This window comes from Pedococcus ginsenosidimutans (genome assembly GCF_039544395.1).
GTDB classification, from domain to species: Bacteria; Actinomycetota; Actinomycetes; order Actinomycetales; family Dermatophilaceae; genus Pedococcus; species Pedococcus ginsenosidimutans.
Map to the genome: position 1 here is coordinate 534878 of NZ_BAABLO010000004.1, position 20171 is coordinate 555048.

A 20171-nucleotide genomic window follows, 5' to 3' on the forward strand; every position below is an offset into this window, starting at 1 on the left:
CCGGCGTCCTCAGGACTGGTCGGCGAGCGGTCGCACGAAGCGGCGAAGGGCCTCGACGACCACGTCCGGGGCGTCGGTGTGCACCCAGTGCGAGGCGCCCTTGACGGTCAGCTGGCGCACCTTCGGGAACAGCGCCTGCATGGCCGGCAGGTCCTCGTCGGCGATGTAGGCCGACTCCGAGCCCGCCACCCACAGGACCGGCCCCTCGTACGGCGCGAGGTCACCTGCGGTGTCCGGCCAGTCCGCGATGAGCGACCCCGTGCCCTTGGCCGCGTCCGCGGAGAACAGTCCGAGGTTGGCCTGCCAGCGCCACGAGTCGCCGTCGCGGCGCAGGTTCTGCAGCAGGAACGCCTTGACCCCCGGGTCGGGCTCGTCGAAGCGGGCCTCGGCGTCGGCCCGGTTGGCCAGCGACCCCAGCGGCAGCCGCTCCATCTCGGCGATGTAGCCGCTGAACCGGTCGAGGCTGCCGTAGGACTTCGGCGCGATGTCGACGACCACGAGGCGGGCCACCAGGTCCGGGTGCTGCAGCGCGAGCAGCATCGCCGTCTTGCCCCCGAGGGAGTGGCCGACGACCATCCAGCGCGCGCCGGGGTCGATGGAGCGCAGGGTCGCCGCGACCGCGTCGGCATACGCACTGAACGAGAACTCGGTGCTCCACGGCGACCGTCCGTGGTCGGGCAGGTCGACCAGGGTGCAGCGCGCGCCCGACCCGTCGGGGCCGGCGAGGGCCTTGGCGACCTGGGTCCAGTTGCGCCCCTGGCCGAAGAGGCCGTGGAGGAACGCGACCCGGGGGCCGCCGGTACCCACCGACAGGGTGTTGAGCGGTGCCGGCGTCACGGCGCCGGCGGTCACCGGCCGAGGAACTTCTCGAAGCCGGCCGGCAGCTTGGCAGGGTCGATGTCCGAGGGTGCCCCGGCGGGCCCGGACCCGAAGGCGGAGCCGCCACCGGCCTTGACGCCCTTGGCCTTCTCGGCGGCAGCGCGCTCCTCGGCGGCCCGCTTGGCGGGGTTGCCCGACTTGGACTTCTTGCGCTGGGGCTGCTGCTTGCCGCGCTTGCCCCCGCCCATCCCCGGCATGCCCGGCATCCCGGGGAGGCCACCGCCGCGGGCGAGCTGCTTCATCATCTTCTGCGCCTCGGTGAAGCGCTCGAGCAGGCCGTTGACCTCGGACACCTGCACGCCCGCGCCCTTGGCGATGCGCAGCCGGCGGGAGCCGTTGATCTGCTTGGAGTGGGTCCGCTCGAAGGGCGTCATGGAGCGCACCATCGCCTCGATGCGGTCGAACTCGCGCGGGTCGAGGTTGTCGAGCTGGGCCTTCATCTGGCCCATGCCCGGCATCATGCCGAGCATCGACTTCAGCCCACCCATCTTCTTCAGGGCGGCCATCTGGTCGAGGAAGTCGTCGAAGGTGAAGTCCTCCTCGGCGAGGAACTTGCGCTGCATCTCCTCGGCCTGGCGGGCGTCGAACGCCTTCTCCGCCTGCTCGATGAGGGTCAGCACGTCACCCATGTCGAGGATGCGCGAGGCCATGCGGTCGGGGTGGAAGACCTCGAAGTCCTTCACGCCCTCGCCGGTGCTGGCGAACATGATCGGGCGGCCGGTGACCGACGCGACCGACAGCGCGGCGCCACCGCGGGCGTCGCCGTCGAGCTTGGACAGGACGACGCCGGTGAAGTCGACACCCTCCTGGAAGGCCTGGGCGGTCTCGACCGCGGCCTGGCCGATCATCGCGTCGATGACGAACAGGACCTCGTCGGGCGAGATCGCGGTGCGGATGTCGGCGGCCTGCTGCATGAGGTCGGCGTCGACCGCGAGGCGTCCGGCGGTGTCGACGATGACCACGTCGTGCTGGTTGCGCCGCGCGTGCTCGATACCGTCCCGCGACACCCCGACCGGGTCGCCGAAGGAGCGGGTCCCCTCTCCCGTGGGACCGACCGCGTCGTGGCCGCCGACGTTGCCGCGCTCGGGGGCGTAGACGGGGACGCCGGCGCGCTCGCCTACGACCTCGAGCTGGGTGACGGCGTTGGGGCGCTGGAGGTCGGCGGCGACGAGGATGGGGGTGTGCCCCTGCTCCTTCAGCCAGCGCGCCAGCTTGCCGGCGAGGGTGGTCTTACCGGCACCCTGCAGACCCGCGAGCATGATCACGGTGGGCGGGTTCTTGGCGAACCGGATCGTGCGCGTCTGGCCACCGAGGATGCCGACGAGCTCCTCGTTGACGATCTTGACGACCTGCTGGCCCGGGTTCAGCGCGCCCGAGACCTCCGCGCCGAGCGCGCGCTCGCGCACCGCCGAGGTGAAGTGCTTCACCACGGGCAGCGAGACGTCGGCGTCGAGCAGGGCGAGGCGGATGTCGCGCACGGTGGCGTTGACATCGGACTCGGACAGCCGCCCCTTGCCCCGGAGGTTCTTGAAGGTGGCGGTCAGGCGGTCGGAGAGAGACGTGAACACGGGGCCTAGGCTAATCGGTCGGCGAGGAGCACACCGACACGCCTCACGAGCCGGTCACCACCACCCGAAGTCCCGGACTTCGGGGCTCCCGGGCGCGGTATCACCCGAAGTCCCGGACTTCGGGCCTCCCGGGCGCGGTATCACCCGAAGTCCCAGACTTCGGGCCTCCCAGGGGCCGGACAGCCGAAGTCCCAGACTTCGGGTCTCCCGGGCGCGGAATGCCCCGAAGTCCCAGACTTCGGGGCAGGGTCGCTGGCTGGTCAGACGCCGCCGACACGCCTCACGAGCCGGCCACCGTCCCGTCGCAGGTGTCGATGACCATCGCCACGGTCTGCGCCACCTTGGCCGGCGTGAGGAGCCGGCCGCCGAACTCGGTGACGTAGAACGTGTCCAGCGTCTGCCCCGCGTACGTCGCGATGTGCGCCGACCGCACGGAAAGCCCTGCCTTGGCGAACCCCATGCCGAGCTCGTGCAGCAGGCCGGGCCGGTCCTGGGCGCGCACCTCGATCACGGTGGCCTCCTGCGAGGCGTGCGGGACCACCAGCGCGCGCGCCTGTCCCGGCGACCCCGTACCGGCCTGGGCACTCGGGCGGGAGGCGAACTGGCGCCGGCGGTCGAGCAGCCCCAGCGGCCCGCGGTCGCCCTGGGCGAGGCGCTCCAGGCCACGGACGATGCGCTCCTCGTCCGGGGGCTCGGTGCTCGGGCTCTCCACGTGCCACTCGTTGGCGGCGACCCCGTCGACGGTGCGCAGGATCGCGGTGCGCACGACGAGCCCGTACGCCGCCAGCAGGCCCGCGGTGTCGGCGAACAGCCCCAGCCGGTCACGGTCGAAGACGTCGATGCGGTAGGAGCCGCCCTGCGGGCGGATGACGACCCTGGGCTCCCCCGACGCCACGGACTCGAGGTCCGCGGCGTCGACGGCAGTGGTCTCTGCGGGTGGCGGCATGCTTCCTTCCTCCCACCCGGTGCGGGCGGCTTCGGCGAGCTGGCGCAGCAGGGTGGCGCGCCAGTCGGTCCATGCCTGTGGGCCGGCTGCCGAGGCGTCGGCCTCGGTGAGGGCCACGAGCAGGTCGAAGACCTCCCGCGAGCCGCCGACGCACGCCCGGGCGGCCGTGACCGTGCCGGGGTCCTGGTGGTCCCGCCGCGTGGCGAGGTCGATGAGCGTGAGGTGCTCGCGCACCAGCGTGGTCACGACCTCCACGTCGGCGGCCGGGTAGCCGAGCCGGGTGGCGATGGCGGATGCCAGCGGTGCACCCGTCGCGCTGTGGTCGTGGGCGCCGGCCACCTTCCCGATGTCGTGCAGCAGCGCCGCCAGCAGGAGCAGGTCGGCCCGGCTGACGCCGCGCACCAGTCCCCCGGCGATGACGACGGTCTCGATGAGGTGGCGGTCGACGGTGTGCCGGTGCACGGGGCTGCGCTGGGGGCGCGAGCGCACGGCGGCCCACTCGGGCAGCCAGCGGTCGACGATTCCCGCCTGGTCGAGCCCCTCCCAGACCCCGATGAGCCCGGGGCCGGTGGCCAGCAGGTCCGCGAACAGGTCTCGAGCGATCTCGGGCCACGGCTCCGGCAGCGACGGCGGCTGGCCCGCCAGGTTGGCCAGGGTGGTCGGCGCGATGGGCAGGTTGTTGCGGGCCGCCACGACCGCCGCCCGCAGGGGCAGCAGGGCGTCCGTGGACAGGGTGCTCCGCGGCCCGAGGACCACCTCACCGTCGTGCTCGAACATGCCGAACCCCAACGGGTTCAGCTGCGGACGACGGGGCCCCACCCGAAGGGTCCGCGCGCGCTGGGACTGGCCGGCGCGGCGTACGGTGCCGTCGAGGGCGTAGGCGATGGTCCGCCCGGCCGTCGCGACCTCGGTGAGCAGCTCGTCGGCGTCCTGGTGACCGAGCAGCGCAGCGACCGCGTCGTGGTCCTCCCGGGTGAGGCGGTCGCGTCCCTTGCCCGTGACCACGTGCACGGCGTCGCGCACGTCGAGCAGGGTGCGGTGGGCCTCGTCGACCCCGCCGTGGGGGCGGTCGGTGAGCCACGCGGCGACGAGGGCGTTCAGCACCGTCATGTCGCGCAGGCCGCCGTGCGCCTCCTTGAGGTCCGCCTCGAGGCTCTGGGAGAGGTCGCCGTGCCGCGCGTGGCGCGCCCGCAGCCCGTCGACGAGCTGCGGCAGCCGGCGCCGGGCGTTGGCCCGCCAGTCGTGGGAGACGGTGGACCGCGCCGCCGAGACGACCTCGGGGTCCCCGGCGACGCACTGCAGGTCGAGCAGCCCGACGGCGGCGGTGAGGTCGCCCGAGGCGACGGTGCGGCACTGGTTGACGGTGCGGACCGAGTGGTCGAGGCGGATGCCGGCGTCCCACACCGGGTACCAGATGCGGTCGGCGAGCCCGCGCAGGTCCTCGCCGCTCAGCGAGCGCCCGTAGTGGAGCAGGACGAGGTCGACGTCGCTGAGGGGGCCGGCGTCGCCCCTGGCCAGGCTGCCGACCGCGGCCAGGGCGATGCCCTCGCTGCCGCGGCCGTCGAGCGCGTGCTCCCACGCCTGCCCCAGCCAGTCACGGGTCAGGGCGGCGATGGCGGCGCGGCGGGCCTGCCCCGCGCCGGGGGCGTCGAAGCCGCGGGCCCCCGCCAGGTCCAGGCGTCGGGCCGCCAGGTCGGTCTGCTCGACTGTCATGGCCCCACTGTGCCCGGGCGTCGTTTCGCAGAGTGCGCAACCGTGTTACGTCCGTGTTAGCGCGACGACGTGAGAGGGCCGGCGCCCGGGACCTGAGGTCCCGGGCACCGGCCCGATGGGTGTGGTGGTCAGGTGGTGCGCCTGTCGCCCTCGCTCAGAGGGCGTCGACACCGCGCTCGCCGGTACGGACCCGGACGACGTCCTCGACGGGGACCGTCCAGATCTTGCCGTCGCCGATCCGCCCGGTCTGGGCCGACTTGAGGATGACGTCGGCCACCGAGCCGGCGTCGATGTCGTCGACCAGGACCTCGACCCGGACCTTCGGCACGAAGTCGACGGTGTACTCGGCACCGCGGTAGACCTCGCTGTGGCCGCGCTGGCGGCCGTAGCCGGACGCCTCGCTGACGGTCATCCCGGAGATCCCGTAGGCCTCCAGGGCCTCCTTGACCTCGTCGAGCTGGTGGGGCTTGATGATGGCGGTCACGAGCTTCATGCGGACGCTCCCTCGTGGGTCTTGGTCGCCGTGGTGGAGATCGCCGAACCCGAACCGGATCCGAACCGTCCACTCGCGAGGCCGTTGATGTCGTAGCTGGTCTCAGCGTGCTCCTCGAGGTCGATGCCAGCGACCTCGGCCTCGGTCTCGAGGCGGAAGCCCATCGTCCTCTGGATGACCGTCCCGATCACGTAGGTCACCACGAAGGAGTAGACGAGCACGGCCAGTGCTCCGACGACCTGGCGCCACAGCTGGTCGACGCCACCGCCGTAGAAGAGACCGTCCACACCGGCCGGGGCGCTGGCGCTCCCCAGGAAGCCGATGCCGATGGTGCCGACGAGGCCGCCCACGAGGTGGACGCCGACGACGTCGAGGCTGTCGTCGAACCCGAACCTGAACTTGAGGCCGACCGCGTAGGCGCAGACCGCTCCGGCGAGGACGCCGAGGACGACCGAGCCCACGGGGGTGAGGGCCGAGCAGGCGGGGGTGATGGCCACGAGGCCCGCGACGACGCCGGAGGCGGCACCGAGGGAGGTCGGGTGGCCGTCGCGCAGCTTCTCCACGAGGAGCCAGCCGAGCATCGCCGCACCGGTGGCGGCGAGGGTGTTGACCCACGCGACCGCGGCGGTGCCGTTGGCGGCCAGGGCCGAGCCGGCGTTGAAGCCGAACCAGCCGAACCACAGGATGCCCGCGCCGATCATCACGAGGGTGAGGTTGTGCGGGCGCATCGGGTCCTTGCCGAACCCGACCCGCTTGCCGAGGACGAACGCGAGGGCCAGGCCGGCCGCGCCGGCGTTGATGTGGATGGCCGTGCCGCCGGCGAAGTCGATCGCCTTGAGCTGGTTGGCGATCCACCCGCCCTTGTCGGCGGCGAAGCCGTCGAAGGCGAAGACCCAGTGCGCGACCGGGAAGTAGACGATGGTCGCCCACACGACCGTGAACAGGGTCCAGGCGGTGAACTTCGCCCGGTCGGCGATGGCGCCGCTGACGAGGGCCACCGCGATGATCGCGAAGACCGACTGGAAGGCCACGAACGCCGCGGCCGGGATGGTGCCGAAGACGCGCTCCCCCAGCAGGCCGTCGAGGCCGAAGTGCTGGAAGGGGTTGCCGATGAGGCCGTTCCACGACTCGCCGAACGCCTCGCTGTAGCCCCACAGCACCCAGGACACCGAGATGGTGCCGAGTGCGATGAAGCTCATCATCATCATGTTCAGGACGCTCTTGCTCCTGACCATGCCGCCGTAGAAAAGGGCCAGACCGGGGGTCATGAACAGCACCAACGCGGCACTGGCCAGGACCCAAGCGGTGTCGCCGGTGTTGATCTCCATGGCCAGAACTGTGCCGAGGGCGCGTTTCCGGGGTGCGCGGGACGTGTTACGGGCGTGTTAGCGGATCGTCGCAACGGTAAGCATCAGGTAAAGGGCGGGTGCACGTCTCGCATGGTGGGAGCGGCGGTGGGCACGCCGGTGGGAGCGGGCCGTCGGGAACGCTCAGAAGGCGGAGACGACCTCGGGTGCCCGCTGGGGCCGGCTCAGGGCCCGCACGACCGCGGTCTGCCCGTGGCGCCGCACTGCGACCCCGGTGAGCAGGCCGAGCACCGGGGTGATGACGCCCTCGGGGTAGGTGGGCGCCTCGAGCCCGACGCTGCTCGCGAGGTCGTCGCCGTGCACGACCATCTCCATCATGCGGGTGGTCAGGAAGTCCTCGGTGGTCAGCGCCCAGCCCTGCCACGGGATGAAGATGGTGTCGGGGTCACGCGGGCGGGTCAGCAGGTCCGGCAGGGCGTCGATGTCCTCCCGTGCGGCGGCGAGCACGGCGTCCGGACCGGCCAGGGCGCGCTCGTTGTCGCCCTCCCGGATGCCGACGTTGACCTCGTCGTCGAGGTCCGCGCGCACCCAGGCGGCGCTCTCGTAGTGCGCGAGCAGCGGGATGGGCTCATCGGGCCGCGGGTCGGCCTGCAGGCCCCTGGCGGTGTTGCCCGCCTGGTTGAGCAGGTGGTGGGTCAGCCCACCGACGGTCATCCCGGCGCAGCTGCTCTCCTGCGACCAGGAGTCCCGTACCGGTGCGGTGTTGGCCAGCTCCCAGGTGAGGTCGACGGCGGCGAGGAAGGCGGCGACGTGGTCGGCTCGGCTCATCCCGCGATGCTAGCCAGCGCTTCCCACCGGGGCACCCGAACGCTCCTCGCGGCGCGCGAGCCGCGTACGCAGCCGCGCCGCGTACTGCTCCAGGGGCAGGAAGGCGAGCATCATCACCAGGTGCGGCCAGAACGCGATGGTGATGGCTGCGTAGGTCATGGCGTGGAAGACGAACCAGGCCGCCACCACACGACGGCGCCAGCGCTCCGACAGCACGAAGATCACCGGTGAGGTCAGCTCGGCGGTGAACAGCACCCACTGGAAGGCGTGCAGGGTCCACGGCGCCTCGAGCAGCCACTGCGCCCACGGGGTGCCGCGGCGGACCACCGCGCGGACCATCGTCGCCGAGTTGACCCAGTCCCAGCCGCCGAACCGGACCTTGGCCCAGGCCGACAGGAAGTAGGTGGCGACCGCGGCCAGCTGCACGGCACGCAGGGCCAGCCCGGCCGCCTCGCTGCGCCTGCGGTCGTCCAGGTGGGCCAGCCCCACGGTCGGCAGCAGGGCGAGGGCGACGACGAAGTCGGCCCGGTCGTGGTCGACCTTGCCGTAGCTGAAGGCGACGTACTGGTACCAGACCCAGCCCACGGCCACGGTCCACCCGAGCAGGCGTGGGGCGCGCCCGGTCATCGCGGCGAGCGCCGCCGCGACACAGCCCCACTTCAGCACCTGCACCAGGAGCACGGTCGCGGCCGGCAGGTGCAGCACCCTGCCCATGACGAGCGGCTCGTACCAGACCGGGTCGGCCCAACCGTGGTACCAGCCGGAGGTGTGCAGCCCGAGCACGTCGACGACCACGAAGGCGAAGACGAGCAGGCGCAGGGTGGCCACCCGGGCCAGGGGCATCGGCGTGAAGAGCCACCCCCAGAGGCGGCTCACGGCGCGGTCCACTGCGCGAGGACCTCCGCACGCACCTCGCCGGTCGGCCGGCTGTCGACGACCACGACCTGGCGGCGGACGACGCGCAGGGCGGTCCAGGCCGCGGAGGTCGGGCGCAGCTCGGCGTGGCTGCGCGCGAGGGTGCCCAGGCGGGCGGGGTCGGCCTCGATCTGCGGGATGCGACCCTCGATCTCGGCGCGGTTGAGCCCGGTGTTGCCGGGTGTGAGCGGGGCGGGGACCCACTTCCCCGGCGCGTCGGCGGTCTGCACCTCGATGCCGGTGGACCAGACGGCGCCGGTGGGGGCCTGCGACGTGGAGAACATGCGCCAGGGGCTGAACGGCCACCAGTGGTCGTCGCCCACGAGGGAGCCCGCGCAGAACAGGCCGGTGAGGACCAGGACCACTGCGGCACGCCAGGCCTTCGCCGCGGCGCCCAGCCGCACGACCCCCGTCTCCACGCCCACAGGGTAGGCCATGGGGTGTGGCTCAGCGGGTGGCGTCACGGGCCACCCCCGCGGCGAAGAGGTCCCGCCGCCGGCCGAACCACGCGGCGTCGCGCCGAGGGCGGTCGGCGTGCCCCTCGCCCAGCATCCGCACGAAGGCCGGGTCGCCCTCCGCGGCCAGCTCCTCGATCGTCCTCGCGTGCGACTCCATGCAGTCGAGCACGGCGTCCGGCACCCGCTGCCGCTGCCCCGCGTCGGCGGCGTACCCGTCGACGACCGCCGCGAACTTGTGGAGCCGGTCGGCCATCGTCACCTCGCCCATCTCCAGGCGGACCGCGGCGGGGTCGTGCCACAGCGGCGTCCACGACCACAGCACGTAGGCGAGGTCCTCGAGCGGGTCGCCCGGAGAGGCGAAGTCGAAGTCGATCACCGCGAACGACCCGTCGGCACGCAGCACCGTGTTGTAGGTGCCCACGTCGTGGTGGACGACCACCTCGCCGGGTCGCAACGAGCGGCCCGGCGAGACCCGCCACGGCAGCGCCGGGTCGGGGGCGAACCCCGCCTGCGCCTCGTGGAACGCCCTCAGCCAGGCGCCGATGGCGCGACAGGCGTCGAGCGTCTGGAACTGCGCGGGCAGCTGCTGCGGGCCCAGCGCGCCCGCGACCCCCTCGACGTACGTCAGCACCTCCCGCCCCTGCGCGTCGGTGCCGAGCGGGCGCGGTACGGCGTCGAAGCCGACCGCCGCGAGGTGGTGCAGCAGCGCGTGCACGGCGGGCGTCCAGTGGCCGGCGCGGCGGCGCACCGTGTCGCCCACGCGGACGACGTGCCCGGTGTTGCCACCGTGGAGCACCTGCTCCTGGTCCACGGGCGTCACCGCCACGCCCGGCGGGCGAGCCAGGTGGTCAGGAGGGCGAGGAGCACCAGCGCGGCCGAGGACGAGGCCGCCCAGACGACCTGCCGTCCGCTGACCGGCAGGGAGGCGGGACGTGGGCCCCCGGAGGTCGCGCCCGGCGCCGGCGCGGTGGTCGCGGTCGGCGAGGTGCTTCCCGCGGAGGCGGTCGAGGTGGTCGACGGTGTCGTGGAGGGGCCGGTCGGGGTGGTCGCGGTCGCGGGCAGGGCGGGCGGCACGTCGACGACGCGCACGGTCGAGCGCACCCCCTCGCTGCCCACGAGCAGCCGGTCGCCACCGGGGGCCAGGGCGATGGTCTCGCCCTGGCGCTGCAGGGGCAGCAGCGCAGACCCCACCGCGCGGAAGGTCGACGGGTCGAGCCGGACGACCTGCGTGTACGTCCGCACGAGCAGGCCCGACCCGTCGGCCAGGAAGACCGCATCGGTCGCGAAGGCCGGGGCCGGCCCGACGCGGGTGAGCCGGTTGACCCCGCTGCGGCTCGGCTTCGGGGGCAGGACGTAGACGGCGCCGCTCGCCCCCTTGGTCACGACGTGGACCCGGCCGGTGCGGGGGTCGACGGCCAGCGACTCCGCGTCGTGGGGGCCGTCCGGGTACACGAGCTCCCACGACGCCCAGCGTCCCGAGGTCCGGCCGAGGTCGGGCTCGTCGAACCAGAAGATGCGGACCACACTGCGGCTGGCGGTGTTGTCGCCCAGGTCGCCGACGAGGACCCTGCCCTGCGGGGTGACCGCGAGCGCCTCGACGTCGCGCACCGGGGCGCCGTAGGTGTGCACTCCGGTCGTCCGGCCGGTGCGGGTGTCGACGGCGAAGAGCCTGGGGCCGTCGCCGGAGTCGTTGGCGGTCCAGACGGTGTGCGGGTGCCGACGGCTCAGCGCCAGGCCGGAGGACTCGGTGACCCGCTCGTCGAGGACCGGGAAGTCGCGCTGGGTGTCCGCGGCCGCGCGGGAGGCAGCCCACGGCAGCGCCAGCAGGCCTGCGGCGAGCAGTCCGGCGGCGAGAACGGGGCGTGCCCTGGGGAGCGGCACCCTCAGTCGAGCAGCGCGTCGACGAACGCCTCGGGGTCGAACGGCGCCAGGTCGTCCGGGCCCTCCCCCAGGCCGACGAGCTTGACCGGCACGCCGAGCTTGCGCTGCACGGACACGACGATGCCGCCCTTCGCCGTGCCGTCGAGCTTGGTCAGGACGATGCCGGTGACGTCGACGACCTGGGCGAACACCTCGGCCTGGCGCAGGCCGTTCTGGCCGGTGGTCGCGTCGAGGACCAGCAGCACCTCGTCGATCGGGCTCTGCTTCTCGATGACCCTCTTGACCTTGCCGAGCTCGTCCATGAGGCCGACCTTGTTGTGCAGCCGGCCCGCGGTGTCGACGATGACGACGTCGGCCTCCATCTCGGCGCCGGCCTTGACGGCGTCGAACGCGACCGCGGCCGGGTCGGCCCCGTCACGGTCGGACCGTACGGTCGGGACTCCCACGCGGGCGCCCCAGGTCTCGAGCTGGTCGGCCGCCGCGGCCCGGAAGGTGTCGGCGGCACCGAGGACGACGTCCTTGTCCTCGGCGACCAGGACCCGCGCCAGCTTGCCGACGGTGGTGGTCTTGCCGGTGCCGTTGACCCCGACGACCAGGACGACGGCCGGGCGCCCCTCGACGCGGCTGCTCGCCACCGCACGGTCCATGGTCGGGTCGACCAGGCGCAGCAGGTCCTCGCGGAGCCAGCCGCGCACGGTGGCCTCGTCGGTCGTGCCCTCTACGGCCACCTGGGTCCGCAGCCGGTCGACGAGCTCGGTCGTCGCCTCGACACCGAGGTCCGAGCCGATGAGGGTGTCCTCGACCTCCTCCCACGCGGCCTCGTCGAGCCGGCCGCGCGACAGCAGCGCGAGCAGGCCCTTGCCGAGGGCGGAGTTGGAGCGCGACAGGCGCGCACGCAGGCGGGTCAGGCGGCCCTGGGCCGAGGCCGGGCGCTCCAGCGTCGGGGTCGGCTCGACCTCGGGCAGGGTCTCCGGCTGGCCGGGAGCGGGCAGCGTGTCGACGCTGCCGGCGTCCTCGACGGAGCGCTTGGGCGCGTCCCGCGGTGGCGTGGCGTCGTCACCGACACCGGGCAGCACGTCCGTCCCGCCGGTGCGCCCGGACGCGGGCCCCTGCCGAGTCCGTCCGCCGCGGCCCCGCACGAGGCCGACGACCAGGGCCCCGAACACCACGAGGAGCCCGACGGCGATGGCGATCCATTCCCAGAGCTGATCAATCACGCGCGCCATCCTCTCACCTGCGCGCTGCCGCGCCTGACACGACGGTGCCCCGCCGACCGTGGTCGACGGGGCACCGTTCACTGCTTCGACAGGCCTCGGCCCCGGGCTGCGGGGCCGTGGCCGGTCACTGCGGGGCGGGGATGCTCCACATGCCACGGCCGTGCGTCGCGGCGTAGAGGTTGCCGTCCGGCGCGACCTCGATGTCCATCACCACGGTGAGCGGCAGGCCGGAGCCGAGCCGCTGCCACGACGTCGAGCCGGACGCCCGGTAGAAGGCACCGAGGTCCGTCCCCAGCACGAGCGCACCGTTGGCGAGCCGCTTGATGCTGCTGGCCGGCACGTCGGGCAGGTTGCCGCTGGCGTCGGTCCAGTGGGCACCGCCGTCACTGGTCTCGTAGAGGTGGCCGACCCCGGCACCCGGGCCCTCGGTGAACCGGCGCGAGAAGCCGTTGATGGCGGCGTACGCGTGGTTGCCGTCGGCCGGGTCGATGGTCAGGCCCTGGACGAACCGGTTGGGGAAGGCGGAGTCCAGGGTGAGCTGGTGCCACGTGCCACCGGCGTTGGTGGCGATCCCCCGGGTGAACCCGTTGTTGTTGCAGGGACCGCACCACGAGACGTACGCCGTGCCGTTCTGCATCGACACCGCGGTCGCCGAGTGCCCGGCGCCGAGGTCGAACACCTTCGTCAGCGCCGACTTGTCGCGGGCTGCCCACACCTTCGAGGCGGTGTAGACGTACTGGCCGCCGAAGATCGCGTTGTCCGGGTTGCCGCCGTCCAGGCCGATGGGGGCGATGAACCGCGCGTTCGGGTCACCCGGGTCCAGCGACCACGAGGTCGCGGTGCCCTGGTTGACCGTCGAGTTCGGGTTGGTGGCGCAGTTGTTGGTCACGTAGACCGCGAGGTTGGTGTACTCCTGCAGCTGGTTGCAGCCGTTGCGCGGGTCCGCCGCGCCGTCGCCGCCGTCGCCACCGAAGTTCGAGCCCATCTCGGTGTCGCCGTTGGTGCCGTTCGGGGCCACCTTGCGCAGGTTGGAGACGCCGTTGTCCTGCAGGCCGCCGGAGACCACCACGCCCGTGCCGGACGGGTCCTTGCCCACCGACGAGGAGTAGTACTGCAGGGCCCCGAGGGTCCCGTCGCGCGACACCGACACCAGGTCGGTGGCGTTGCCGTTGGCGTTGACCGTGCCGTTGACCGGCCGGCGGTAGACGCCACCGTCGTTGCCGAACAGCACCACGGGCTTGCCGCCCGACGTGCCGACCGTCACCGAGTGCTGGTCGGGGTGCCCGGCCAGCGGGCAGGTGTTCTTCGCGTCGTCGTAGCTCCAGCAGGGGAAGTTGAAGTTCCAGTACGGCGAAACGGCCGACCAGTGCGAGCCGGCGTCCTTGGTCTCGAAGACCTCCTCGAGGCCCGCCCACACGTGGTCGGCGTTCGCCGGGTCCACCTGGAGGAACTGGTTGTACCAGGCCTGCACGCCGACGGCGTACCCCTTGCGGTCCAGGGCCGAGCCGCTGTTGTGCAGCTGGGCCGAGTCGGCGATCTTGTTCCACGGGCCGAGGGGCGAACCGGTCTTGGAGACGAAGATCCCCGCGAGCGAGGACGCCGAGTTGATCTTGCTCGGCTGCTGCACCATCGCGTAGAGGCGGTCGCCGTTCTTGCTGAAGGCGAACGTCGAGTAGCCCACGTCGTTGGAGTTGGTGATGCCGCCGAGGGTCACCGGGAGCTTGTGCCAGCTCGAGGGCCCCTGCGTGAAGTCGTTGGTCTCGTAGAAGCCGTTGTAGGTGTCACCCGAGCGCCAGCCGATCGCGGCGACGACGTGCTTGGGGTTCTTCGGGTCGACGGCGATGTCGTTGACGATGTTCTTGTACGCCGCGTCGGTCGGTCCGGAGGAGGTGTTGCCGGTCCAGTCGGAGCCGGCCGGCACCAGGACGTGGCCGGCGTCGTCGGTGATCCGCGGCATCCACGAGGGGCTGGGGGCGAAGCCGAAGGTCCAGGCGCCCGCCTTGCTGCCGGCCGCGTGGTACCAGATGCCCCGGTTGGTCGCGGCGAAGACGGTGGAACCGCCCCAGCGCAGCCGGCCGATGGTCGTGGACTCCAGCTCCTTGCCACCGACGCGGTCGGTCGGGGCGAAGGTGCCGGACGCCGGGTTCGCGAGGCGGAAGACCCCGGCGCCGACGTAGGACGTGCCACCGGTGTTGGCCTCGCCGGTGGAGAACCACAGCGACCCGTCCGAGCCCGCGAGCTGGAGGTCCCCGCCACTCAGGGACGGCAGCGCGTCGGCGATCGGCGTCCACGCTCCCCCACCGGTGGTGGAGCGCCACACGCCGCCGTCGGCGCCCGCGGCGTACACGTGGTCGGCCGAGTCGGCCGCGAGCCCCGTGATGCGCCCGGTGACGTAGCCGGACCCGCCGGAGGAGTTCGAGTAGTAGTCGCGGTAGCGGGGGTCGTCGGCGTTGTAGGGCACCTTGGTGACCTCGTGCCACGTGCCCGCGGTCGAGGGGAGCGCCTGGATCTGGGAGTAGGCGCTGCCGTAGGCGCCGGGGGCCACGATGCCGGGGGCGGTCCGCGCCTGCGCGAACTGCTCGGCGATCGTCACGGCCTCCTTCGACTCGTTCTGGGCCTCGGTGGGGTTGCCGCCGGCGATCATGAGCGCCTTCTCCATGACCGCGCCGTTGTAGTGCCTGTCGCGCCACTGGTACTTCAGCCACGCCTCGTTGAGCTCGTGGCGGCCGAGGAAGCCGGCAGAGCCGCCGACGACCAGGGCGAGCCCGACTCCTCCGGCGACCAGCCGGCGGGTTCGGGTGGTGGGGGATCTCATCGTGTTGTCTCCTCCGACAAGGGGGTGGGCCCGGTCGGGCCCGCCCCAGCATCGGCTGAACGGATGAGGACACCCCATGACGATTGTCACGGGGTGTTCAGTGAACGCGCGGGTCTCAGCCGGCGCGGTGCCGCCCTGCGTCCTCGGCGCTGTCGCGCTGGACGGTGTCGCCGACCTTGTCGCGCGTGGCGCTGAGGACGTCGCTGGTCTTCTCCACCGTGGCCTCGATGGTGGCCTCGGTCTTCTCCTTGACCGTCGCCACGATCTCCTCGCCCTGGGGGCTGAGCAGCACGCGGCCCTCCCTGCGTGCCGGGACGGCGACCACGGCGACGACGGCGACCGCCAGTCCGACGCACAGCACCATTCCGATGATCAGCGCAACCATGGGTCTAGGGTGCCCTGCCGCACCGCGGCTGGCCAAATCGACACCCCGCCCGTGGACACCTGCCGCGCCGGTGGACGAGCAGGGCCGCGGCCCCGCCTCAGGCGCTGCGTGCTGCGACGTCCCGGATGCGCTGGGACACCACCGTGGTGACGCCGTCGCCGCGCATCGAGACGCCGTACAGTGCGTCGGCGACCTCCATCGTCCGCTTCTGGTGGGTGATGACGATGAGCTGGCTGGAGTCGCGCAGCTCCTCGAAGAGGGTGATGAGGCGACCGAGGTTGGCGTCGTCGAGCGCCGCCTCCACCTCGTCCATGATGTAGAAGGGGCTGGGCCGCGCCTTGAAGATCGACACGAGCAGCGCCACCGCCACCAGGGACCGCTCGCCACCGGAGAGCAGCGAGAGCCGCTTGATCTTCTTGCCGGGCGGGCGTGCCTCGACCTCGATGCCCGTCGTGAGCATGTTCGAGGGGTCCGTGAGCGTGAGCCGTCCCTCGCCGCCGGGGAACAGCCGCCCGAAGACCTGCTCGAACTGGGCTGCCGTGTCGTGGTAGGCCTCGGTGAACACGCGCTCGACGCGCTCGTCGACCTCTCGCACGATGTCGAGCAGGTCGCGCTTGGACTTCTTGAGGTCCTCGAGCTGCTCGGTGAGGAACTTGTGCCGCTCCTCCAGCGCCGCGAACTCCTCCAGCGCCAGCGGGTTGACCCGGCCCAGGGCCGACAGCGCCCGCTCGGCCTTGCGCAGCCGCTTCTCCTGGACGTCACGGACGAAGGGCGCCGGCTCCGGCAGCGTGTCGGGGTCCTCGTCGGGCCCGGCGATGTGGGGCACCGGCTGGTGGGGGCCGTAGTCCTCCATGAGCACGGCCGGGTCCATGCCGAGCTCCTCGACGGCCTTGGCCTGCATGGCCTCGATGCGCAGCCGCTGCTGGGTGCGGGCGACCTCGTCGCGGTGCACGGTGTCGGTGAGCTCACGCAGCTCGTCCTGGAGCGTGCTCACCTCACGGCGCACCTGGGCGAGGGCCTGGTCGCGCTCGGTACGGGCGGTCTCGGCCGCGGCCCGCTGGCCGGCCGCGGTGTCGAGGGTGCCCGCCACGAGGGAGACCGCGTAGGCGGCGCCGCGGCGGACCGCCTCGGCCATCGACGCCTCGCGCTTGCGGCGCTCCTGGCGGGCGGCGAGGCGCTGGCGCGCGGCGAGCTCGTTGCGGGCTGCTCCCTCGAGGGAGTCGGCGCGCCCCTTGAGGGCGCGGGCCCGCTCCTCCTTGGTACGCAGCGTCAGGCGCAGCTCGGTCTCGGTCGCCCGCCCGCGGCTGGCCTCGGCCTCGAGCCGGTCGCGCTCGTCGGTGCTCGGGTCCTGGGACTCGGTCGGCTCGGCACTCGCCTCGTCGAGGCGCTCGGTCAGCGCGGCGAGCTCGGTCCGGTCGGCCTCGAGCGCGGTGGTGGCGTCGGCGATGCTGCGCTCGGTGCGCTCGGCCTCGGCCTTGGCGGCCCTGACCGTGGCACCGAGGTGGCCGAGCCGTTCGGCGACGGCGGCCATCTTGGCGTCGGAGTCGTGCAGCGCCTCCAGGGCGGCCTCGACCTCGTCGGCCGCGACCCGGTGGCGCTCCTGCGCACCGGTGAGGGCGAACCGCGCCTGCTCACCGCGGCGGGTGGCCTCGGCGACGCGGTCGCGGGTCTCGTCGACGGCGGACTGGATCTCGATGAGGCTCGGGGCGTGGCTGCTTCCGCCGCGGACGAAGCCGGGGGCGAACACGTCGCCGTCGGCGGTGACCGCGGTGATGCCGTCGCCACGGGCGACGAGGGCGGCCGCCAGCGCGGGGTCGGCGACCAGCGCCACCCTGTCGAGCAGCTGCTCGACCGCGGGGCGGACGGTGGCCGGAGCCTGCACGACCTCACGCGCCCAGACGGCCGAGCCCTCGAGCTGCGGCCAGCTCGCCGGGTCGCTGGACGTGGCGGTCTGCCCGACGAGGAAGGCCGCCCTGCCGGCGTCGTCGTCGCGCAGGGTGACCAGGGCGCGGGCGGCGTGGTCGACCGACTCGACCGCGAGCGCGTCACCGGCCCACCCCAGGGCTGCGGCGACCGCGGCCTCGTGCCCGCCCTGCACCTGCAGCAGCGAGGCGACCGAGCCGACGATGCCGTGGCGGGAGTCGGCGGCGGCGAGCAGGGTCGCGGCGCCGTCCTTGCGCGACAGGCTGAGCTCGAGGGCCTCGAGGCGGGCAGCGGAGGTGGTGCGGTCGCGCTCGGCGGCCCGCTCGGCCTCACGGAGCTCCTCGACCTCGGCCTCGGCCTTCTCGAGGACCGCGGCGGCCTTCTCGTAGGCGCTGTCGAGTCCCTCCTCGCCCTCCTCGTCGACGGCGACGGACGCCTCGAGGCTGGTGAACTCCTGCTCCGCAGCGGCGGCCCGCTCCAGCGACTGGGCGACGATCCCCCGCAGGCGGCCGATCTCGGCCTCCCCGGCCTCGATCCGGCTTCGACGGGCGCCGACCTGGCCGGCCAGCTTGGCGAGTCCCTCGCGGCGGTCGGCAGCGGCCCGGAGCAGCCGCTGCAGGCGCTGCTGCTCCGCGGCGTACGCCTGCTCCGCCTCCGTGCGGGCGGCGACGGCCGCCTCGAGCCGGGCCGCGGCCTCGCGCACCTCGGCGAGCAGTGACTCCTCCTGGCGGCGCGCCTCGGCGGCCTGCGCCTTGAGCTCCTCGGGGTCGCGGCCGGTGGTCTGCTCGTCCTGGCTGTCCTGGCTGAGCAGGCGGACGCGCTCGGCCGCCAGCGACTCGGTCGACGACAGCTTGTCGCGCAGCTGCTGCAGGCTGAACCAGCGCTCCTGCGCCCGCGTCAGCTCCGGGGCGGCGTCCTGCGCCTGCTGCTCGAGGACGGCCAGGCGGCTGCGCAGCGCGGCCAGCCCCTCCTCGACCTCGGTGCGCTTGGCGATGAGGGCCGACTCGTCGGCGACCTCCTGCTCGAGGGTGGAGGTGAGCTGCACGAGGTCGTCGGCGAGCAGGCGCAGGCGGGCGTCGCGGGCGTCGGCCTGGATGACGGCGGCCCGGCGGGCGGCCTCGGCCTGGCGGCCGAGCGGGCCGAGCTGGCGGCGGATCTCACCGGTGAGGTCGTTGACCCGGGTGAGGTTGGCCTCCATCGACTCGAGCTTGCGGAGCGCCTTCTCCTTGCGCTTGCGGTGCTTGAGGACGCCGGCCGCCTCCTCGATGAAGCCGCGGCGCTCCTCGGGGGTCGCGCGCAGCACGGCGTCGAGCTGGCCCTGGCCGACGATGACGTGCATCTCGCGGCCGATGCCGGAGTCGGACAACAGCTCCTGGACGTCGAGCAGGCGGCAGGACGTGCCGTTGATGGCGTACTCCGAGCCGCCGTTGCGGAACATCGTCCGCGCGATCGTGACCTCGGTGTAGTCGATCGGCAGCGCGCCGTCGGAGTTGTCGATGGTCAGCGCCACCTCGGCGCGACCGAGGGGTGCGCGGCCGGCGGTACCGGCGAAGATGACGTCCTCCATCTTGCCGCCGCGCAGGCTCTTGGCGCCCTGCTCCCCCATGACCCAAGCGAGCGCGTCGACGACGTTGGACTTGCCGGAGCCGTTGGGGCCGACGATGCAGGTGATGCCGGGCTCGAGGCGCATCGTGGTCGCCGAGGCGAAGGACTTGAAGCCCTTCAGGGTCAGGCTCTTGACGTACATGCCTTGGAGGTCGTCTCTCGTCGCGTGGTCCGGATCGCGCTCACTGTACCGGCGGGGCGGTGGCGCCCCGTGGTGCGCGCGGGCCGCCACGCCGGGTACGGGCCTCGCCGAGGGGCCCGTGTGGCTGGTGTGACGACAGTGCCGTCGGACAGCGCCGGAGCCTGCCGCGCGCGGTCCGGCTCAGTCGCGGGCGATGGCCTCGTGGTGGTGGATGACCTCGGCGATGACGAAGTTGAGGAACTTCTCCGCGAACGTCGGGTCGAGCCCCGCGGTGTCCGCGAGGTCGCGCAGCCGGGCGATCTGCTCCTCCTCACGCGCCGGGTCCGCCGGCGGCATACCCTCGCGGGCCTTGAGCTCGCCGACCCGCTGGGTGCACTTGAAGCGCTCCGCGAGCAGGTGGATGAGGGCTGCGTCGATGTTGTCGATGCTCGCGCGCAGGCGGTGGAGGTCGGCCGTCGCAGTGCTGGACGGGGTGGGACCGGGCTCCGGGAGTGGCTGTGCGGGCTGGGTCACCCGGCAATCGTAGGCGCGCCCGCGCCGACGGCGTCCGGCTGTCTCAGATCCTCGCGCAGCTGGTCGTTGTCCCTCTGGAGGCGGTCGACGAGGTGCTCGAGGTCGGCGACGCGGCGGCGCAGCTCCAGGGCTTCGTGCATGAGTCGCTGGTCGTAGGCGACGCGGTAGCCGACGAGGGCCTTGGCCATGATGTCTCCTCGGGGGACGACTCGTGGTCGTCGGGGTGCCGGTGTGGGGGCCGTCTCTCAGGGTGACATCCAGCCCAGCCCCGGTCAATGGAGGCCCTACTTCTCGACGAACCCCATGACCCCGTCGCGCGGCGCCCCCCACGCGGTGACGCAGACCTCGACCTCACCGGGCCGGAGGTGCTGGCTCGGCTTCTCCTCGAGCAGGGCCACGAACTCGCGCAGCTGGTCCGGGTCGCCCTGGGCGACGACCTCCACCCGCCCGTCGGGGGCGTTGCGCGCGTGGCCCACGAGCCCCCGCTCCAAGGCCCTCGCGCGCACCCACCAGCGGAACCCGACTCCCTGCACCCGGCCGTGCACCCAGACGACGGCCCTGGCCGGTCCCTCACGATCCATCT

Annotated in this window: 17 protein-coding genes; all 17 read right to left on the reverse strand. The window is 73.1% G+C overall.

The window, feature by feature from the left end; translation table 11 throughout:
* Positions 1-9: 9 nt before the first annotated feature.
* Positions 10-852: an alpha/beta fold hydrolase gene (locus ABEA42_RS07275; RefSeq protein ID WP_345502174.1), complete on the reverse strand. Its 843-nt coding sequence runs from the start codon at positions 850-852 to the stop codon at positions 10-12.
* Positions 849-2447, reverse strand: coding sequence for a signal recognition particle protein (ffh, locus tag ABEA42_RS07280; RefSeq protein ID WP_345502176.1), 1599 nt, complete (start codon positions 2445-2447; stop codon positions 849-851). Before ffh ends, ABEA42_RS07275 begins: the two co-directional genes overlap by 4 nt.
* 280 nt (positions 2448-2727) lie before the next feature.
* A complete protein-coding gene (locus tag ABEA42_RS07285; protein ID WP_345502178.1) occupies positions 2728-5106 on the reverse strand; it encodes a [protein-PII] uridylyltransferase in 2379 nt (792 codons plus the stop codon).
* A 154-nt stretch (positions 5107-5260) separates the two neighbouring features.
* The gene (locus ABEA42_RS07290; protein ID WP_056883635.1) at positions 5261-5599 is read right to left on the reverse strand and encodes a P-II family nitrogen regulator; all 339 of its coding nucleotides are present in this window, start codon (positions 5597-5599) and stop codon (positions 5261-5263) included.
* Positions 5596-6927 carry an ammonium transporter gene (locus ABEA42_RS07295; protein WP_345502180.1) on the reverse strand — a complete coding sequence of 444 codons (1332 nt, stop codon included), beginning with the start codon at positions 6925-6927 and terminating at the stop codon, positions 5596-5598. Before ABEA42_RS07295 ends, ABEA42_RS07290 begins: the two co-directional genes overlap by 4 nt.
* Before the next feature lie 162 nt (positions 6928-7089).
* The gene (locus tag ABEA42_RS07300; RefSeq protein WP_345502182.1) at positions 7090-7734 is read right to left on the reverse strand and encodes a maleylpyruvate isomerase N-terminal domain-containing protein; all 645 of its coding nucleotides are present in this window, start codon (positions 7732-7734) and stop codon (positions 7090-7092) included.
* Between the two features lie 9 nt (positions 7735-7743).
* The gene (locus ABEA42_RS07305) at positions 7744-8610 is read right to left on the reverse strand and encodes a hypothetical protein (RefSeq protein WP_345502184.1); all 867 of its coding nucleotides are present in this window, start codon (positions 8608-8610) and stop codon (positions 7744-7746) included.
* Positions 8607-9068, reverse strand: a complete 462-nt coding sequence (locus tag ABEA42_RS07310) for a hypothetical protein (RefSeq protein WP_345502186.1) — start codon at positions 9066-9068, stop codon at positions 8607-8609. Before ABEA42_RS07310 ends, ABEA42_RS07305 begins: the two co-directional genes overlap by 4 nt.
* A gap of 28 nt (positions 9069-9096) precedes the next feature.
* A complete protein-coding gene (locus tag ABEA42_RS07315; protein WP_345502188.1) occupies positions 9097-9933 on the reverse strand; it encodes an aminoglycoside phosphotransferase family protein in 837 nt (278 codons plus the stop codon).
* On the reverse strand, positions 9924-10988 hold the full coding sequence (locus tag ABEA42_RS07320; protein ID WP_345502190.1) for a hypothetical protein: 1065 nt from the start codon (positions 10986-10988) through the stop codon (positions 9924-9926). Before ABEA42_RS07320 ends, ABEA42_RS07315 begins: the two co-directional genes overlap by 10 nt.
* Before the next feature lie 2 nt (positions 10989-10990).
* Complete coding sequence (gene ftsY, locus ABEA42_RS07325) at positions 10991-12214, reverse strand: signal recognition particle-docking protein FtsY (protein ID WP_345502191.1); 1224 nt, start codon at positions 12212-12214, stop codon at positions 10991-10993.
* 115 nt (positions 12215-12329) lie between these two features.
* Positions 12330-15020, reverse strand: coding sequence for a WD40/YVTN/BNR-like repeat-containing protein (locus ABEA42_RS07330; protein WP_345502192.1), 2691 nt, complete (start codon positions 15018-15020; stop codon positions 12330-12332).
* A 115-nt stretch (positions 15021-15135) separates the two neighbouring features.
* Positions 15136-15405, reverse strand: coding sequence for a hypothetical protein (locus tag ABEA42_RS07335; RefSeq protein WP_345502194.1), 270 nt, complete (start codon positions 15403-15405; stop codon positions 15136-15138).
* Positions 15406-15502: 97 nt separating this feature from the next.
* Positions 15503-19075, reverse strand: a complete 3573-nt coding sequence (gene smc, locus ABEA42_RS07340) for a chromosome segregation protein SMC (RefSeq protein WP_345502195.1) — start codon at positions 19073-19075, stop codon at positions 15503-15505.
* 180 nt (positions 19076-19255) lie between these two features.
* Complete coding sequence (locus tag ABEA42_RS07345; RefSeq protein WP_345502196.1) at positions 19256-19588, reverse strand: chorismate mutase; 333 nt, start codon at positions 19586-19588, stop codon at positions 19256-19258.
* The gene (locus ABEA42_RS07350) at positions 19585-19776 is read right to left on the reverse strand and encodes a hypothetical protein (protein ID WP_345502197.1); all 192 of its coding nucleotides are present in this window, start codon (positions 19774-19776) and stop codon (positions 19585-19587) included. Before ABEA42_RS07350 ends, ABEA42_RS07345 begins: the two co-directional genes overlap by 4 nt.
* Before the next feature lie 96 nt (positions 19777-19872).
* Positions 19873-20169, reverse strand: a complete 297-nt coding sequence (locus ABEA42_RS07355; protein ID WP_345502198.1) for an acylphosphatase — start codon at positions 20167-20169, stop codon at positions 19873-19875.
* Positions 20170-20171: the final 2 nt, after the last annotated feature.

What these genes read in the sequence shown, in the direction of transcription:
- ABEA42_RS07285 (WP_345502178.1), bottom strand. Translation starts at nt 5,106, where the DNA reads ATGACAGTCGAGCAGACCGACCTGGCGGCCCGACGCCTGGACCTGGCG.
- ABEA42_RS07290 (WP_056883635.1), bottom strand. Translation starts at nt 5,599, where the DNA reads ATGAAGCTCGTGACCGCCATCATCAAGCCCCACCAGCTCGACGAGGTC.
- ABEA42_RS07295 (WP_345502180.1), bottom strand. Translation starts at nt 6,927, where the DNA reads ATGGAGATCAACACCGGCGACACCGCTTGGGTCCTGGCCAGTGCCGCG.
- ABEA42_RS07300 (WP_345502182.1), bottom strand. Translation starts at nt 7,734, where the DNA reads ATGAGCCGAGCCGACCACGTCGCCGCCTTCCTCGCCGCCGTCGACCTC.
- ftsY (WP_345502191.1), bottom strand. Translation starts at nt 12,214, where the DNA reads ATGGCGCGCGTGATTGATCAGCTCTGGGAATGGATCGCCATCGCCGTC.
- ABEA42_RS07330 (WP_345502192.1), bottom strand. Translation starts at nt 15,020, where the DNA reads ATGAGATCCCCCACCACCCGAACCCGCCGGCTGGTCGCCGGAGGAGTC.
- ABEA42_RS07335 (WP_345502194.1), bottom strand. Translation starts at nt 15,405, where the DNA reads ATGGTTGCGCTGATCATCGGAATGGTGCTGTGCGTCGGACTGGCGGTC.
- smc (WP_345502195.1), bottom strand. Translation starts at nt 19,075, where the DNA reads ATGTACGTCAAGAGCCTGACCCTGAAGGGCTTCAAGTCCTTCGCCTCG.
- ABEA42_RS07350 (WP_345502197.1), bottom strand. Translation starts at nt 19,776, where the DNA reads ATGGCCAAGGCCCTCGTCGGCTACCGCGTCGCCTACGACCAGCGACTC.
- ABEA42_RS07355 (WP_345502198.1), bottom strand. Translation starts at nt 20,169, where the DNA reads ATGGATCGTGAGGGACCGGCCAGGGCCGTCGTCTGGGTGCACGGCCGG.